The 13,901-nt window shown below is 63.9% G+C and carries 20 protein-coding genes; all 20 read right to left on the bottom strand.

Annotated elements, in window-relative coordinates:
• Positions 1-3 precede the first annotated feature (3 nt).
• A complete protein-coding gene (locus KDW55_RS02415; RefSeq protein WP_212197841.1) occupies positions 4-297 on the bottom strand; it encodes a hypothetical protein in 294 nt (97 codons plus the stop codon).
• Positions 298-302: 5 nt separating this feature from the next.
• Positions 303-1,262 carry a hypothetical protein gene (locus tag KDW55_RS02410; protein ID WP_212159912.1) on the bottom strand — a complete coding sequence of 320 codons (960 nt, stop codon included), beginning with the start codon at positions 1,260-1,262 and terminating at the stop codon, positions 303-305.
• Complete coding sequence (locus KDW55_RS02405; RefSeq protein WP_249181300.1) at positions 1,262-1,696, bottom strand: hypothetical protein; 435 nt, start codon at positions 1,694-1,696, stop codon at positions 1,262-1,264. Before KDW55_RS02405 ends, KDW55_RS02410 begins: the two co-directional genes overlap by 1 nt.
• Entirely contained in the window at positions 1,696-2,154 is a 459-nt protein-coding gene (locus KDW55_RS02400; RefSeq protein ID WP_212197840.1) for a hypothetical protein, read from the bottom strand. The genes KDW55_RS02405 and KDW55_RS02400 overlap by 1 nt, the downstream gene beginning before the upstream one ends.
• Before the next feature lie 99 nt (positions 2,155-2,253).
• Positions 2,254-2,772 (bottom strand): hypothetical protein, encoded by a 519-nt coding sequence (locus KDW55_RS02395; RefSeq protein ID WP_212197839.1) that lies wholly within the window; start codon positions 2,770-2,772, stop codon positions 2,254-2,256.
• Positions 2,773-2,851: 79 nt separating this feature from the next.
• Positions 2,852-3,877 carry a DUF2184 domain-containing protein gene (locus KDW55_RS02390; protein ID WP_212197838.1) on the bottom strand — a complete coding sequence of 342 codons (1,026 nt, stop codon included), beginning with the start codon at positions 3,875-3,877 and terminating at the stop codon, positions 2,852-2,854.
• 12 nt (positions 3,878-3,889) lie between these two features.
• Positions 3,890-4,486, bottom strand: coding sequence for a hypothetical protein (locus KDW55_RS02385; protein WP_212159909.1), 597 nt, complete (start codon positions 4,484-4,486; stop codon positions 3,890-3,892).
• Positions 4,487-4,489: 3 nt separating this feature from the next.
• Positions 4,490-5,977 (bottom strand): NUDIX hydrolase, encoded by a 1,488-nt coding sequence (locus tag KDW55_RS02380; RefSeq protein WP_212197837.1) that lies wholly within the window; start codon positions 5,975-5,977, stop codon positions 4,490-4,492.
• Position 5,978: 1 nt separating this feature from the next.
• Positions 5,979-6,815 carry a hypothetical protein gene (locus KDW55_RS02375; protein ID WP_212197836.1) on the bottom strand — a complete coding sequence of 279 codons (837 nt, stop codon included), beginning with the start codon at positions 6,813-6,815 and terminating at the stop codon, positions 5,979-5,981.
• Positions 6,816-6,818: 3 nt separating this feature from the next.
• Entirely contained in the window at positions 6,819-8,276 is a 1,458-nt protein-coding gene (locus KDW55_RS02370) for a phage portal protein (RefSeq protein ID WP_249181299.1), read from the bottom strand.
• A complete protein-coding gene (locus KDW55_RS02365; protein ID WP_212197835.1) occupies positions 8,277-9,548 on the bottom strand; it encodes a terminase family protein in 1,272 nt (423 codons plus the stop codon).
• Entirely contained in the window at positions 9,529-10,020 is a 492-nt protein-coding gene (locus tag KDW55_RS02360; protein WP_212197834.1) for a terminase small subunit protein, read from the bottom strand. The genes KDW55_RS02365 and KDW55_RS02360 overlap by 20 nt, the downstream gene beginning before the upstream one ends.
• A 318-nt stretch (positions 10,021-10,338) precedes the next feature.
• Positions 10,339-10,932, bottom strand: coding sequence for a DNA-binding protein (locus tag KDW55_RS02355; protein ID WP_212197833.1), 594 nt, complete (start codon positions 10,930-10,932; stop codon positions 10,339-10,341).
• A gap of 6 nt (positions 10,933-10,938) precedes the next feature.
• Positions 10,939-11,409, bottom strand: coding sequence for a RusA family crossover junction endodeoxyribonuclease (locus tag KDW55_RS02350; RefSeq protein ID WP_212197832.1), 471 nt, complete (start codon positions 11,407-11,409; stop codon positions 10,939-10,941).
• Positions 11,406-11,579, bottom strand: coding sequence for a hypothetical protein (locus KDW55_RS02345; protein WP_212197831.1), 174 nt, complete (start codon positions 11,577-11,579; stop codon positions 11,406-11,408). Before KDW55_RS02345 ends, KDW55_RS02350 begins: the two co-directional genes overlap by 4 nt.
• Complete coding sequence (locus KDW55_RS02340; RefSeq protein WP_212197830.1) at positions 11,576-12,061, bottom strand: hypothetical protein; 486 nt, start codon at positions 12,059-12,061, stop codon at positions 11,576-11,578. The genes KDW55_RS02345 and KDW55_RS02340 overlap by 4 nt, the downstream gene beginning before the upstream one ends.
• Positions 12,058-12,930: a hypothetical protein gene (locus KDW55_RS02335; RefSeq protein ID WP_212197829.1), complete on the bottom strand. Its 873-nt coding sequence runs from the start codon at positions 12,928-12,930 to the stop codon at positions 12,058-12,060. The genes KDW55_RS02340 and KDW55_RS02335 overlap by 4 nt, the downstream gene beginning before the upstream one ends.
• 85 nt (positions 12,931-13,015) lie before the next feature.
• Positions 13,016-13,270: a hypothetical protein gene (locus KDW55_RS02330; RefSeq protein WP_212197828.1), complete on the bottom strand. Its 255-nt coding sequence runs from the start codon at positions 13,268-13,270 to the stop codon at positions 13,016-13,018.
• Entirely contained in the window at positions 13,267-13,590 is a 324-nt protein-coding gene (locus KDW55_RS02325; protein ID WP_212197827.1) for a CII family transcriptional regulator, read from the bottom strand. Before KDW55_RS02325 ends, KDW55_RS02330 begins: the two co-directional genes overlap by 4 nt.
• On the bottom strand, positions 13,587-13,850 hold the full coding sequence (locus KDW55_RS02320; protein WP_212197826.1) for a Cro/CI family transcriptional regulator: 264 nt from the start codon (positions 13,848-13,850) through the stop codon (positions 13,587-13,589). Before KDW55_RS02320 ends, KDW55_RS02325 begins: the two co-directional genes overlap by 4 nt.
• Positions 13,851-13,901 lie beyond the last annotated feature (51 nt).

Below are 13,901 nucleotides of genomic sequence, written 5' to 3'. Positions count from 1 at the left end.
AAGTTACGCGTACGACACCGAGACGACTTGCCCCGTGCCCGGCACGATGAGAATGCCGTTCGCGCACGGCCATTCGAGGTAGTAGATGCCGACGGTGTTCGGGATCGCAGCGATCAGGTTTGCGGCCGTATTGCCGCTCGTAGCGGAGGCGTCGTAAGCGGCGCCTGCGGCCGAGCCGGCCGTCGTCACGCTCACGCGCCAAAGCGTTCCCGGTGCTGCCTTGACAACATCAGCGGCCGAAATGTTGAGCGCGGACAGCGCGCCGCCCGGGCGCGGAACGATGGGGTTCTGGGACATTTCGATTACTCCTGGATGGTGGTGGTGATGCTGGCCGACAGGATCAGCCGCCGCGCGATCGCGTCGGCGGTTCCCTGGTAGTACGACGCGAGGATCGTCAGGGTCTTCTTCATCGCGAGCGCAGCGATCTCAACCTGCATGCGCTTCTCGTCGCGGATCGCCGGCGAATTGCAGAAGCCGAAATCGTCGGTGTTCAGCGAGTAGTCGATCAGCGACGCGTAGAACTGGATCGCGCGCTGATTCGTGAATCCGTAGAACGTGAGCCGCACGGTGTCGCGCATCAGCTGCGCGCTCGCCATCTGCTGCAGCGCCGTGGGCGGCGTCGGCGTGCCGGGCCATGTGTACGTCGGGAACGCCTGCAGCGCGATCGTCTCGCCCGGTTCGATATGCGCCGTGACATACGGCGGCTCGACGTTGTCCGGCACGAGGAACGACGGATAGACCGGCGCGCCGGCAAGGCTCGCCAGCGATAGCCAGATCGGCAGGCTGTTCGAGACGATCGGCTCGACCGGCAGATCGGCCGCGCTCGCAACGAGCTGCGACGCCAGCGCCGGGTAGACGGCGAAGCCGCGGTAATGCCAGAGTCCGGCCTGCTGATAGTTCAGCCCCGTCTCGGCGAACGCGACCTGCAGAGTCGCCCCGTCGACCTGCCACGTGCCGATCCACATCGTTCCCGGCGCGATCGTGTTGAGCTGCGAAATCTCCTGCTCAGCCGTGAACAGCAGCTTGTTCGCGGCGATCGTCTGGTCTTCTTCCTGCCGACGGTCGGTCAGGATGTGCAGCGAGCCGCTGAACTGCTGCGCGGTGCCGGTCGCCACCCAGAACACGTATCCGTCCGTGGGAAGCGTCGACTTCGTGTACTGCTGGAACGTGACGGACTGGTTGCGCGAGAGCTGCTCGACGCCGGCCTCAAGTGCCGCGGCGAGATCGCCCGGCGCGGCCGCTGCTTCATCGATCAGTCCCATCAGTCAGTCACCCATGCACGAAACGACGCCTGGTAGAGGCCCGTGTCGACGAATTCCGGCCGCGCCGGGTTCTCCGCGGCGTATGGCCGCTTCTTCCGATGATTCACGCCTTCGTCGGCGGCCGCGACTGTCTGCGCGCTTGCCTGCTTCCACTCGCGCGCATCAAGGAAGTCCCGAAACAGCTCACCGATCTTCCCCGTCGACACGTCGACCGACAGGCGCCCGACCGGCTTGCCGTGCGCGATGCTTTCGATCTCGCCGGCGATGTCGTTCGCCAGCAGCTCGCCGATCTCTTCCTCGTACATCTCGAGGAACACGCGCATCACGTGGTACTCGTCCTCGATGAACGTCGCGACGTCGCCCGTGGTGACGCCGGGCTTTGCGTCCGGCCCGGTATAGGCAACGTCGATCACGCCGAGGTGCAGAGTGGGCATCAGGAAACTCCGACAACGTCCGGGCCGTACTGCTGCGCGTAGGCCAGATATTCGCGGCCCCACGGCGTTTTCAGCAGGTCGAGGTCCTGCATCGTCAGGTTCTTCATGAAGTCGGGCACGACGAGGCTGTTCGACGTGCCGTTGTCCGCCGACGACTGCACGACGCCGCCGACGAACGCCATCAGCTTGAACGCCGTGCGCTGCGTCGTGAAGAACGTCGCCGGCGGGGTGTCCTGCGCGACCTTCAGCAGCCGGTGCATGCCGAGGTTGTACACGGCCAGTACGTAGACGATTGACGGCACGCTGCACGGCGGCACGAGCGCGAGGTTCAGCGCCATCGTGTACGCCCACTGCAGGTACTGCGAGTCCGTCGGCAGGTCAGTCTGCGGAACGCCCTGGTTGTAGACGAACGTCGTGAAGTCCGCGAGATTCGGCTGGGTCGGGTCGACGAAAGCCATATCAGACGTCCAGGATTGCGGCAACGATCGGGATCGCGAGGATGGCGATGCTCATGAGAATCGCCGTTCCCCACGGAATATGCTGGACGCAGTCCATGCTCAGACCGGCAGCTTGGTGTCGGTGCGGCCGTCCGGCGCCACCGACAGCGAGAAATTCACTTCGTCACCGGTCGGCTTCTGGCCGGGCGGGACGTCCTGCTTCACTTCGACCGAGGTCACGCTCGCCATGCGCCGGCCCTTGCCGCCACCCTTCTTGTCGCGCGTGGCGCTGTCGAAGGCGAGCGCGCTGCGCGTCGCTTCCTGCGCGGAGCGATGCTCCTGCGTGTCGACGAGCTGGTCGTGCGCGGTGACGATGTGCGTTTCCGTTACGGGCTTGCCGACGCGGTAGAGGTAGCCCGAGAACTCGCTGATCTTGCCGTTCACCTCGGCCGCGTTGCGGAAGCCAAACTGCTCGAGGTGTCGCACTAGTGCCTCGATGGCAGCGCTCGACGCGCCGCACGCGATCTCCCGCTGCTGGCCCGACGGGATGTGCACGACCTGAGCCTTGCCGGCGTGTTCGGGCGAGCGGAAGTGATGATCAAGATGCTGCTTCGTGCAGTTGGCGATGAAAATCGACATGTCGTCCTCGGGAAAAAGAAAGGGGCACCGCGCGGGTGCCCCTTCAGGGTGGTGATGCTGACTCTTACTGCGGTGGTGCTCAGTGCGGCATCGACAGGATCGTGATGCCCTCGGGGCGAACGCCCCAGCCGGACGTAACGCGCAGCTCCTGCACTTCGGTGATGCCACCGTCCGGGATCGGCGTCGGAATCTTGATCGGCGCCGCGGCGTCCGCGTACATCAGGTTCACCGCCTTCATGTTCGGCGTGATGTCCGCCGCCACGTTGGTGTTGATGCCCGGGATGTCCGGCTTCTCGATCTCGGGGATCGTGAGGATCACCGCGTCCGAGCCGCCTGCACCCTTGCCGATCAGCGTGTCGTCGAAGTACCACTCGATCTCGTCGCCCATTTCGTCGACGACATTCTTCACGACCTGGCCGACCGTGGCCGTACCGGCGCCGGGACGCTGATACTGCACGACCTGCACGATCGAGCCGTAGTTGAGCTGCAGGAACACGCGCTGCGGGCTGACGATGCGGATCTTGCTGTGGATGTTGCCGCCCGACTGGAACATGCGGGTCTTCAGCGACACGATCTGCGCGAGGATCCACAGCGACATCTCGCCGTTGTCGTAGGTCGACACCGACGTGTTGCCGTAGCTGTCCGGCGGCAGCGTCACGGCGGTGGCACCGACCGTGTTCATCAGGCCTTCACCGTTCGCCGGGTTGAAGCCGTACAGCAGGCCCGTGCGCATCTGCTGGAAGATGCCCTGACGCTGCGCGAGATCCTGCGCGGCCGGCAGGCCGACCGAGTACGCGGCCGCAGCGGCCGTATCGTGGTGGTCCCACTGCGCACGCGTGCGGATCAGATACGTCGCCGTACCATAGAAATTCGCAGTCAGAGTTGCCGACGGCAGCAGGTTCGGCGCACCCTGCGATGCCTGCATTTCGGTGCGCAGGTCGAGCGTGTTGATGTAGACGAAGAGGTCTTCGCTACCGATCTTCACGCGCGGCTTGCCGCCCGGAAGCGCGTTGAACGCGCCAGAAGGCTGCGCGTAGGTGACGATCAGCTCGGGCTCCGAGAAGCTCGGCGCGACCTTGGCCTGAGCCGGGAAGTAATTTGCCATTTCGGAGGCTCCTTAGATCTGGATGATCGCTGCCGGACCCTGGGTCCAGGTGAGCGCACCGGTCCCCGAGTTGTAGCTGACGATCTTGCTTTTCGTGTTGACGGAGAGCACCTTGCACGCGAGTGCGCCGACGCCCGAGCTGTACGTAATCAGTTTCTGGTTCGTGAAGTCCCACGAGACCTGCTGATTGATCGCGCCCGGATTGAGGTTGCCGGCCAGCGTCGCATCGCATTGCACCGCGATGCGCGCGTTCGAGCCGAGGCGATAGAACATCGCCGTCATGCCCGCCATCAGCTGCGGCACGTTGTTGCCCGGCGTCAGGATCGCGTTGTACGACCGGTTGATGACGGTGAAGCCCGTCACGCCAGCGTTGTTCGCGGCGATCACCAGCGAGTTGCCGAGGCCGTTTTGATCCGGCACGGCAATGTTCTCGGTGACGGCCATGCCGCCCCAGACCGGGCTGGTGACCGACGCGGCGATAATCGCGCTCGCGAGCCACATGTTTGACGACGGATCGTCCATGACGGCGCCCTGGACATAGCCTTCCGTATCGACGCGGAAGGTGCCAGTCGGCGAGCTCGTCACCATCGGGTTGAACGAAATCGACATGGCTTATGCCCCCTTGGCTTGGCGGTTGAGCTTGCAGACGACGCCGGGTGCAGTGAAGTGCTGCATCCACGATGCGATGTCGCCCGTGAAGCGGGTGATCTGGCGGCCCGCCTCGTCGCGCGAGACGATCGGGATAAGGCGGCCGGCGGGTGCCGCGGCCGGGTTCATCGCAGCGGTCTGGGCGTCCGCGTAGATGCGGTCCTCGACCAGCTTGAACGCGGCGCCGTCGAGCGCGTCGAGCTTCACACCCTTCATTTCCGGGCTGTGCGACGCGAGCTTCGAGGCGAGGCGCCGGCGATAGTCGATCGGGCTTTCGCCATGCAGCGGCGCGGTCGCGTTCTGGCCGAACATCTGCATCACCGAGTCGGCGCGCATCTGGGCGGTCGCGAGCGCGTCGCGGTCTTCGGCCGACAGCGGCTTCGTCAGCGTCGACAGTGTGCCGTCCATGCGCTGGATCTGGGCGCGCAGCTCGGCGTTCTCGCGGGCAAGACGCTGCGAGTCGGCGCGCGCAGCGGAATCCGCACGCTCCTTCTCTTCCTCGTCCTTCTTCTCGGCCGAGTCAGCACGTTCCTCGTCGCGGTGCTCGGCAGCACCAGCACGTTCTGCTTCCGCCAGTTCGCGCGCGGCAGCGTGCTCGTGCTCCATTTCCTTCTCGCCTTCGCGCTCGGCCGCGCCTTCCGCTGCATCGGCCGCGAGCGGCTCTGCCGGCATCTTGTCGCCACCCTTGTTCTCGATGGCGTCCATGCGCGAGCAGACGCTGTCCATGCGCTTCATCAGCGCATCGGCCCATGCCGGGGCCTGTTCTTCCATACCATCCATTTCAGGATCTCCTGTGTTGACTCCGCTGGGCTCGCCGCCTTTGTCCCACACGCCCTCTTCGCAGATTGCGAGGTGGTCGAGATAGGACGGCTTGCCTTCGATGAGGACCGATTTACCGTCGACCTCGACGGCTTCGGCTGAGCCCGCGTCGCGGAAGATCACCGCGGGACTGGTCGACGCGTGCGACGTGCACATCAGTGCCGCCGCGTCCACGTCGAATATCTTGGCGATGCCCCAAACCTCATCGCCCTTGATGTACGGGAGGACGATCGTGCCGATTGCTCGCGCGCGATATTCCTCGGTGCTGAGAATCGATTTCTCGGGATGCTCGAAGATGACCGGCAGGCCATAGCAGCGCTCCCGGAATTCCTCGGTCAGGAAGTTCTCGGGCGGCCGATACACGAACTCGTCGTGCTCGGTTCGATAGCTGGTGCCGGTACCGGTGATGCGCAGGTCGAACAGCCAGACGTTCTCGTACTGTTGCGGGCTGCTCAGTTCGCCATCGCGGATCGCCTTGGCCACGTCAAGCTCGGTCGTGCCGCCCTCGGCGGAATCCGCACGCTTGTCGGCGTTCACGAATTCCTCGCCGACCGACTTCGGAATGCCGAGCGTGCTGTGGCCGTGTGCCGCGCTCTCCATGGCACGGTGCTGACGTTCGCTCACAGATGGCATTTCAGGGTTTCCGGATTCGGGTTTCTTCGAGCGCCCGCCGCCCCTTCTCGGTCAGCATCTCGGGCGGCAGGTCGCGCAGGTTGTTCACGTACACGCCATAGCAACGGCAGAAAGGTTCCTCGGCCGGCTGCGTGATCTCGTCGAGGTATCCGTCGCCCTTCGTGATCAGCCCCTGCTGAAGCGCCCACGAGCCGCGCACCACGTAGAAGCGCTTGTCGCGCTCCTTGTGGTCAGGCCGATAGTCGTAGCCGGCCTGCCGCCAGTGCGAGCGCCACATCATCGCGATCGCCTGCGTCTGCTCGGCGATGACCGCGTTGATCGACGACATGAGCTTGTGCCCTTGGTCGATCGAGACGCGGCGTTCCTCGTAGCGCAGTTGCCGGATCGGCTTGGCAATGCTCTCGCGCACGTCGGCCTTCTCGACCGCGCGCGAGCCGCCGGCGGGCACCGACGACACCCAGCCGGCGAGACGCTGCAGCGACTGCTCGACCGCGCGCTCGCGGTTCAGCTTGATCAGGTCGACGCTCGCGCGCACGCGCTTGTCGAGCTCAGGGCGCAGCGACGGCGTGATCCTCTCGATCGTGAATCGCGGCACGCCGGGGTGATACCGCAGCGCGCCGGTCTTCGACAGCGTGCGGCGGAACACCGCGTCCATCGCGACCTGCATCCGGTTGCGCATCTCGGCGTCGGTCGGCAGATCGGCCATCGCAGCGAAGCGCAGCCGGCGCAGCCATTCCTGCAGCCGGGCCGGATCGTCGTAACCGTGTTCGGTGATGTCGCGGATGGCCTCGGTCAGCACGTCGTGAAACGTGCGGTTGATTGCGGGGCGGACGCTCATCGGTTACTCGTGCGACGATTCAACGATCGGATGCGGCTCCGTCGGGGGTTGCGGCGGCTCGTACGACTTCAGCGCTTCGAGATCAATCTCGAGCGGCGCCGAGAACATGAGCTTGCGCTCGTTCATCACCTCGGCCAGCCATCCGATCGCCATCGCCTTGTTCTCCGGATCCAGCTCGGGGAGCATCACCTCGATGCATGCAATCGCCGCCTTCGTGATCACGTCGTCGGTCTTGATCTTCTCGCTGTCCGGCTCGACGAGCAGATTCGGCCACGTCGCGGTGAAGGCGTTTTTCCACTCCATGAACGCCGTTGCGTACGGCATGTTGCCGTACAGGCTCGGATGCTTGCGCTGCATCGACGCGTAAAACTCGGGGCTCCACGCGCGGCGCATCACGATCGGGTCGAGGAAGTCGTACGCCGGGCCCATCTCGATCCGCACGCGGTCGATGAAGCGCGCGATCAGCTTCGCGTCCTCGGTGCCCTCGCCGAACCCTTCGGTCAGCGTGTCCTGCGCGAGCATCACGGCCGGCATCTTCGCCGACGTCGCGATGTTCTTGATCACGTTCATGCGCGCGAACTCCGCGGCGTCACGAATGTTCTTCAGGTCAATCGACTCGATGCTTTCCTCGAGGCCGATCGACATCACGTTGCCCGTCTTCGCGCCCTTCAGCATGCGGCGCTTCAAGCTGCCCCACGCGAGCGCGACCTTGTCGAGCACCGCGCCCGGCGACTTCATCTTGTAGACGAGCAGCCCCGACTTCTCGATGATCGCGTTGTCCGTGATCATCGCCTGCACATACGACTTTAGCGGGTACAGCGCGCGCTGGTAGACCGAGCGGCCGACGAAGCCGAAGGCGCTGTTCGTCCACTCGATGTAGATCGGCGCCTCGTTCAGCGCGATCACCGCGCGCGACGGGTGGTAATCGTGGTTCGCCACCCGCAGGAACTGCGGCTTCTGGAAGTCCGGCGCGTTCGGGTTCTGGTTCAGCACCAGCGAGCCGGCCGTGTTCAGCGGGTCGAGGATGTTGAAGTACAGGTCGAGCTCGTGCATGCGCTCGATCGGCAGCGGCTCATCTGTCGGAAAGTCACGCGCGCCGACGATCAGCGAGGCAATGCCGTAGACGCGCTTGAGCGTCATGAAATTCTTGATGATCTCGTCCGCGCCAACGCCGCCCAGCTTCTTCCATTCCTTCCGGAACGCCTGCACAAGATCATCCTCGGGCGCGCCGGGGATCGTGATCTCACGCTCCTGCGACAGCGCTTCCTCATACGGCGCCTCGGCCATCTTCGCGCCCAGCGGGTGGTAGCTGTAGATGACCTTGCACATCTCGTACGACGGCGGCGAGCCAGGCTGCAGATCGTCAGCGCCTAACAGACGCATGAGCTCGGCGGACATGGCCGTGCCGACGTTCAGGCTCGCTTGCGAGCTGTCGTCCGCGTCGCCGTAGTAACCGCCCATCTAGTAGCCCTCTGAGTCGCCGAGGCTAATCGCCACGCCGTAGGTGAATGTGTCCAGCAAGTCCATGTGGTGCGGCGTCTTCGTGCCGAGACGAAAGCCGCACACCTGCGAAATCAGGTGATTCCGCGTCTGGCCCTTGTAGTTCGTGACCTTGTCGTGCGCGTAGCGGCTGATCTTCACCTCGCCGCGGTGCACGTAGCCGCTCACCGACAGCGCACGCCCCTCCTTGCCGAGGTCGACCAGCTTTTCCTCGATCGGGTGGAACGGCAGGCTGCGCCGCCTGGCCTGCTGCAGCAGCACGATGCCGCTCGCCTTGTCTTCGATCCAGCCGCCGAGGCTGCCCTGCCGGGCGCCGACCTGCGCGGCCAGTTCTTCGCAGCGCTGGGCCACCGTCGGAAGCCACGATTCGAGCAACGCGCCCTCGATCTGCAGCACGTCCCAATCGAGGATCGTCAGCGGCGTGCCGGTGATGACGTTGCGCGCGAAGTATGTGACGGCCGTGCCGTCGTGCTCGAGGCCGTCCTTCAGCGCGGTGTCGACCACTGCGAAAACTTGATCGCAGCGCGCCGGGTAATCGACCGGCTCGCCGTCGACAAGCAGCGATTCCTCGCTGAAGAAAGCGGCGCCGTTCCAATCGACGAAGTCGGCGAGGTATTCCTGCTGGAACACCAGCGGCATGTTCGATGCGCGGATGCGCTCGAACTCGTCCTGCGGCAGATGCGGGTTCGTGTTCGACGGCGCGTGATACTCCGTCCAGCCGAGCGCTGGGTTCGTGCAGACCTGGTAGAACCAGTTGTCCGGGTCCGAACCGTTCGGCGTCGACATCGCCCACGCCCAGCCGCGAAAGTCGAACAGCGTCGGCGCGATCGCTTTCGCCCAGATGTCCGACATGTCGTCGCCAGCGAATGCCGCTTCGTCGACCAGCACGCCGTGGTATTTCCGCGACCGGCCCGCCTTCGGGTTATTCAGCGTCCAGAAGTCGATGCGCCCGCCAGAGATCAGGCGGATCAGACCATCGGTCTTGTTCGAGTGCGCAGTGACCGGAGCGAGGGCTTCCTCGAGCTCTCGGTACGTCTCCGACATGATCTTGTAGTCGGGCGCGAAGATGCCGATGTACTCGCCATGCGTCGCTTGAGTGCCGGCGATCGCGATCGCCATCTGCGTCTTGCCCCACCGTCGCCCGCAGCGCAGCGCGTTGAAGCGCTTGCGCTTGTTCCACGCGGCCATCTGACCGCTATGAAGCGTCGGCAGGTTAATCTCGATTCGGGGCATCTGGCAGTCCGCCGTTGATCACGACGACCGTTTTCCCGCCATCCGGATCGGTTGAATCGGCCGGGCCGCGGTCGCGGTCAGGCACACCGTATTTCTTCGGAGCTCGCTTCGACAGCAGCCATTTCCGCGCCTCGACGCGCAGCGCGGAGCGGCGGATTGCCTCGCCGTTCTCGCGCCACCCGACCGCGTTACCGTCACGATCGTGCTGTTCCATCCAATCGTTGCGGCCGTCGTCCGCGATTTCCAGGATCTCGTCGGCCATGTCCTCGGCCTGGATTTCCCGCGCGCGCACGTATTGGGCCTGAAACTCGGCCTTATCCTCGTCCTGCAGCCACCGCAGGATCGTGCTTTTCGCCGGCATACCCGGCAGCGCGCACACCTGGCGCAGCGTCATCCCGTCGATGATCGCAGCGCAAATCGCTTTCGCGAGCTTGTGGGTGTAGGCAGTCGGGCGTCCTGTCTTCTTTGCCATGTCCGTGCCCCATCAAGGGCATGCGGCCCGTTCTCTCGTCATGGTTGCCCGCGCCTGCCGGTTTCACGACGGAGAGGACGTTGCCATCGGATCGCCACATCGCGGACTGCGGGTGTTTTTGCGCACTGGCCCGCTTGCGCTTGCCATTGCGGCGGTGGAAAAGAAAAAGCCCGGACGAGCCGGGCTGAATCACGCGGGGGCGCGTGGTGGAGACATCGAGGAAACGAAAAAGCCCGCTGGCTTTTGGCTCAGCGGGCTTTGGAGACACTTTCGACGTGTATCGAATGACGCGGATTATTGTGGGTCAAACACACATTGTCAAGCAGTTTCGCTTTCGACCAGCAATCCGGCCATCGAAAGACGCCGCTCGACCGCCATCCAAGCGACCTGAATCACGCCCGGCGTTTCCGGTTTGGCTTTGCGATCACCCTCAAGCCATTTCCGCACCGCAGCGTTCTGCTTGCTAACCGTGTTCACGTGCGCCTCGCAGTCCTTCGCGATCTCGACCAGATCGGATTTCACGCCGAAGACGCGCTCGACGATTGCGCGACGCACCCGGTAATGCGAGAAGCCCGAGCAGTAAGCCGCGGATGCGCCCGTGAGCCAGCCAATCGCCGCTTGCCATTCGAGATTCGGCGTGCGGCCGCTGCAACATGACGAGCCGCAGGAGCACGGCAGATCATGCGGCGCCGCATTCGCCACAATCGCCGACAGGTGCAGCTCAGGCAATTCCTCGAGCTCGCGCCGGATCATCCCGGCCTGCGCCGCCCCCTCGAGCCCGACCAGCCCGATCCCGCCGCTGCTCGGTGGCCGCAGTCGCTTTGCCATGAGCGTTTCCCCGTACTGCTGGGCCGAATAGCAAAGTGCGAACCGCACTGCGTCGAATGCCGATTTGAATTCGATGTTGTCCATGCGCCCTCACGCTCGTTGCAAATTCAGTTCGATGGCCTCGATGCGAACGCCCGGCGTGCGTGCGTACCGCTTCGAGATCCATAGATCGACCACCTGTCCGTCGTCGACGTACACCACGCCGTTCATTCCGTCCTTCAGCGCCTTCACGACGTTGTCGGCATCCGGCTTCTTCGTCGCGCCGATCGCGCCGGCCGCGGCCGCTTCCTGCTTCTTCATCGACCAGCTCGACGGAATCGGCAGGCCGATGTGCACGATCAGGCGGATCGGGCCGGCGTATGGCTCGTCATCGCGCATCGCCGCGCGCGCGGCCATCTTCACGAGGTTCTCGTACCGTTCGGTCTTCTCGGGGGTGTACGTCGTCACATGCGCGCCGCGGCGCGCGAATTTCGGGCGCCCCTTCGCGACTGGCGTACCGGGAATGACGAACTCGACGCGGCTGGCGACGACCGGCGCGCCGATGAGCGATTGCTGCGTCATGCCCGCACCTCGCGCGCGTGCTGCACCGCCGTCTCCGTCGGCTTGTGCATGTTGCAGTAATCCCGCCCCTTGTGCGTCCAGTGCGCTTTCACGCGCGGCCCGTGCGCTGAGCATTCGCAGCAGTAACGGTGGCCGCCGGCCTTGATCATGTCTTTCGTGATGCGCTTCATGCCGCCTCCTGATCGTCGTTCGCGTATGGGCTGAACCCCGAGGCGTGCGTCGGCCCGATGACCGTCCCCGTCTTCACAATTCCGCTCGGACCTTGCTGCCGTCCGGCGGACGCCGTGAGCTTGATCAGCTCCGATTCGAGGCGCGCGAGCCATGCGCGCACGATCGGCTTGCCGGGCTTGTGCGGCGATTCGTCCGCCTTGCCGAGCAGCAGGTCGCGCCGATCAGCCTCGATGAGCCGTTGCTGAATGCGTCGGTACGCGTCCGGCGCATCGACAAATGAGCCGAAGTGTCGCCGGATGTCGAGCGTCGCCTGCACGATCGCCCATGCAGCATCGCTACGCAGAATGCTCGTGATGTCGTCGTTCGACCCATTGGAGCGGTTCGCATGGCAAAAGCAGTACCACTTGTCGCCGCCCATCGTGCCGAGCAGCGGGCACCCATACGCGGAGCACATACCCCAAGCCTGTCCGGAATCGCTCATGCTGCAATCTCCCGCGCCCGCTGGCGCATCACGCTTTCGCACTTCTCGAGCAACCACGCATGGTCGCGGCCTGCCGGACACGCAATGCCCAGCTCAGATGCTTTTCGCTCTATGCCGGCGTTCGACCGCTTCCACGAGTTGTCCTCGCGCGGCGGCCGCGGCTTCGGCGGATTGAGCACCTGCTGCAGGCAGGAATTGACGAGCCCGACGTTGACGGGCGATGAATCGCCGTCAGCTTCGCGGCGCGCGACCGCCATCTCGTATGCCAAACGGAGCTGCTCGTCGGTGATGCCGAGGTTCAGCCATTCGACGAAGGTTTGTTCGCTGGGATTGCAACGAATCAGCTTTTTCCGCTCACGCTCCCAGCGGATGAGCAAAGTCGAAAATTTCGCTCCGGAAACGACCGGCGAATCCAAACTCGAATCGTCGTGCGTGCCAGGTATACCGCCGTCGTTGTTAGAAAGATGGTTTTCTTCCTTTCCTTTCCCTTCCTTTCCCTTCCTTTCCGTCAATGAGGGCTCAGTGAGTGTTGTAGGAGTACTACCGGAATCCGGCATGGGAAGGCCTGTTTTTGACGGGCGATTGATCACCTGATGCTTGCGGAAACCCTTGATGTGCAAGTACTTCTCGCCATTCACGTCATACTCACTGAGCATTCCGTGAGCAATCAATGATTGAATGATGGGTTCGCAGTCGATGGCGTCGGCCGGAAAGATTTGCATCTTCAGTTTCTTGGCCGAGCGCTGCAGGTTTCCGTTGTCGTCTGCGAAATTCCATGAGCCGATGAAGAACAGCCGAGCTTCGAATGAAAGCTCGACGATCTTCTCATCCGTCCAGAAGTCGGGTTTGATGGTGCGAATACGGGCCACGCCTACCTCCGCATGAGCCAAGCGAGCAGCCCTGTCAGGATTGCGAGGAGCGCGATATAGGCGAGCAATGCGATCACGAGCGGGCTCATGCCGTCACCTCGTCTTTGAGGTCGTCGGTGATGGGAAGGCCGGAGATCGGACGCAAGTCAGCATCGCGGACCATGATCACTTCGGTAATGGCTCCCGACCCGTCCATGAACGGACGATCGCCCTTACACAGCCATGACCATTCGGAATCTCCGGAAGCGCCAACCACAATACAAATCCTTCCGATGTTCGGGACAGTCCACGGCCATGAGGCTCCGATGATGATCGCCAAATCTCCAGGTTTGCAGTTCATGACCGCCCTTCCTTGACGCGCTGCTGCTGCCGCGTCTCCAGATACTTGAACGCCATGCTCTCGAGCGCGGTCAGCTCGTGCGCGTCGACGACCATGGAATCGACCGGAACGACCTGCAGGCCGGCGGCCGCGAGCAGCGTCGCCCAGCGGTTCAGGTCTTCCAGCGTGCGGCTGATGGTGCTGGCCGAGACGCTCATGCAATCGGCTACATGCGCCTGCGTGACGCGCGCAACCGCGCGCAAGATCTCGGATTCATTGCGTGCACCGAGCATGCGTGTGTTTTCGATCTCGTCCGGCGAGACTATTTCAACGGTACTCATGCGGGCACCTGAGCAAATTGGAGCGCGGGCGGCAAACCGTCGAGCTCGTTCGGGTAGATTTCCGGACAAAGCTGGTGCGGCGTCTTGCGCCACCCGGTTTGCTCAGCCAGCCACAGAACCCGACCCGGCGGGATGCTCTTGCGCCACTTGCTGATCGCCCACGGGCGAACGTTGAGAAGGCGCGCGACTGCGCTGTCGCCGCCGAGCAAGTCAAGCGCCTCGGCGACGTTCGGATTGGGGGTGTGATTGAGCGTGTCCATGCGCCGCAGAGTACTACTTAAAGTAGATTTCCGCAAGGACAGAAAGTAGAA

Origin of the sequence: Burkholderia sp. AU19243 (genome assembly GCF_018148075.1) — a bacterium.
Classification (GTDB): Bacteria; Pseudomonadota; Gammaproteobacteria; order Burkholderiales; family Burkholderiaceae; genus Burkholderia; species Burkholderia latens_A.
The sequence above is the reverse complement of the archived record's forward strand: the minus strand, read 5'-3'. Positions and strand labels throughout refer to the sequence as shown.

Bases quoted from the DNA above. Each gene is read 5' to 3' on its own strand.
- KDW55_RS02380 (WP_212197837.1), bottom strand. From the start codon at position 5,977: ATGCCATCTGTGAGCGAACGTCAGCACCGTGCCATGGAGAGCGCGGCA.
- KDW55_RS02410 (WP_212159912.1), bottom strand. From the start codon at position 1,262: ATGGGACTGATCGATGAAGCAGCGGCCGCGCCGGGCGATCTCGCCGCG.
- KDW55_RS02325 (WP_212197827.1), bottom strand. From the start codon at position 13,590: ATGAGTACCGTTGAAATAGTCTCGCCGGACGAGATCGAAAACACACGC.
- KDW55_RS02355 (WP_212197833.1), bottom strand. From the start codon at position 10,932: ATGGACAACATCGAATTCAAATCGGCATTCGACGCAGTGCGGTTCGCA.
- KDW55_RS02370 (WP_249181299.1), bottom strand. From the start codon at position 8,276: ATGGGCGGTTACTACGGCGACGCGGACGACAGCTCGCAAGCGAGCCTG.
- KDW55_RS02375 (WP_212197836.1), bottom strand. From the start codon at position 6,815: ATGAGCGTCCGCCCCGCAATCAACCGCACGTTTCACGACGTGCTGACC.
- KDW55_RS02330 (WP_212197828.1), bottom strand. From the start codon at position 13,270: ATGAACTGCAAACCTGGAGATTTGGCGATCATCATCGGAGCCTCATGG.
- KDW55_RS02365 (WP_212197835.1), bottom strand. From the start codon at position 9,548: ATGCCCCGAATCGAGATTAACCTGCCGACGCTTCATAGCGGTCAGATG.
- KDW55_RS02345 (WP_212197831.1), bottom strand. From the start codon at position 11,579: ATGAAGCGCATCACGAAAGACATGATCAAGGCCGGCGGCCACCGTTAC.
- KDW55_RS02340 (WP_212197830.1), bottom strand. From the start codon at position 12,061: ATGAGCGATTCCGGACAGGCTTGGGGTATGTGCTCCGCGTATGGGTGC.
- KDW55_RS02395 (WP_212197839.1), bottom strand. From the start codon at position 2,772: ATGTCGATTTTCATCGCCAACTGCACGAAGCAGCATCTTGATCATCAC.
- KDW55_RS02350 (WP_212197832.1), bottom strand. From the start codon at position 11,409: ATGACGCAGCAATCGCTCATCGGCGCGCCGGTCGTCGCCAGCCGCGTC.
- KDW55_RS02400 (WP_212197840.1), bottom strand. From the start codon at position 2,154: ATGGCTTTCGTCGACCCGACCCAGCCGAATCTCGCGGACTTCACGACG.
- KDW55_RS02390 (WP_212197838.1), bottom strand. From the start codon at position 3,877: ATGGCAAATTACTTCCCGGCTCAGGCCAAGGTCGCGCCGAGCTTCTCG.
- KDW55_RS02415 (WP_212197841.1), bottom strand. From the start codon at position 297: ATGTCCCAGAACCCCATCGTTCCGCGCCCGGGCGGCGCGCTGTCCGCG.
- KDW55_RS02360 (WP_212197834.1), bottom strand. From the start codon at position 10,020: ATGGCAAAGAAGACAGGACGCCCGACTGCCTACACCCACAAGCTCGCG.
- KDW55_RS02405 (WP_249181300.1), bottom strand. From the start codon at position 1,696: ATGCCCACTCTGCACCTCGGCGTGATCGACGTTGCCTATACCGGGCCG.
- KDW55_RS02385 (WP_212159909.1), bottom strand. From the start codon at position 4,486: ATGTCGATTTCGTTCAACCCGATGGTGACGAGCTCGCCGACTGGCACC.
- KDW55_RS02320 (WP_212197826.1), bottom strand. From the start codon at position 13,850: ATGGACACGCTCAATCACACCCCCAATCCGAACGTCGCCGAGGCGCTT.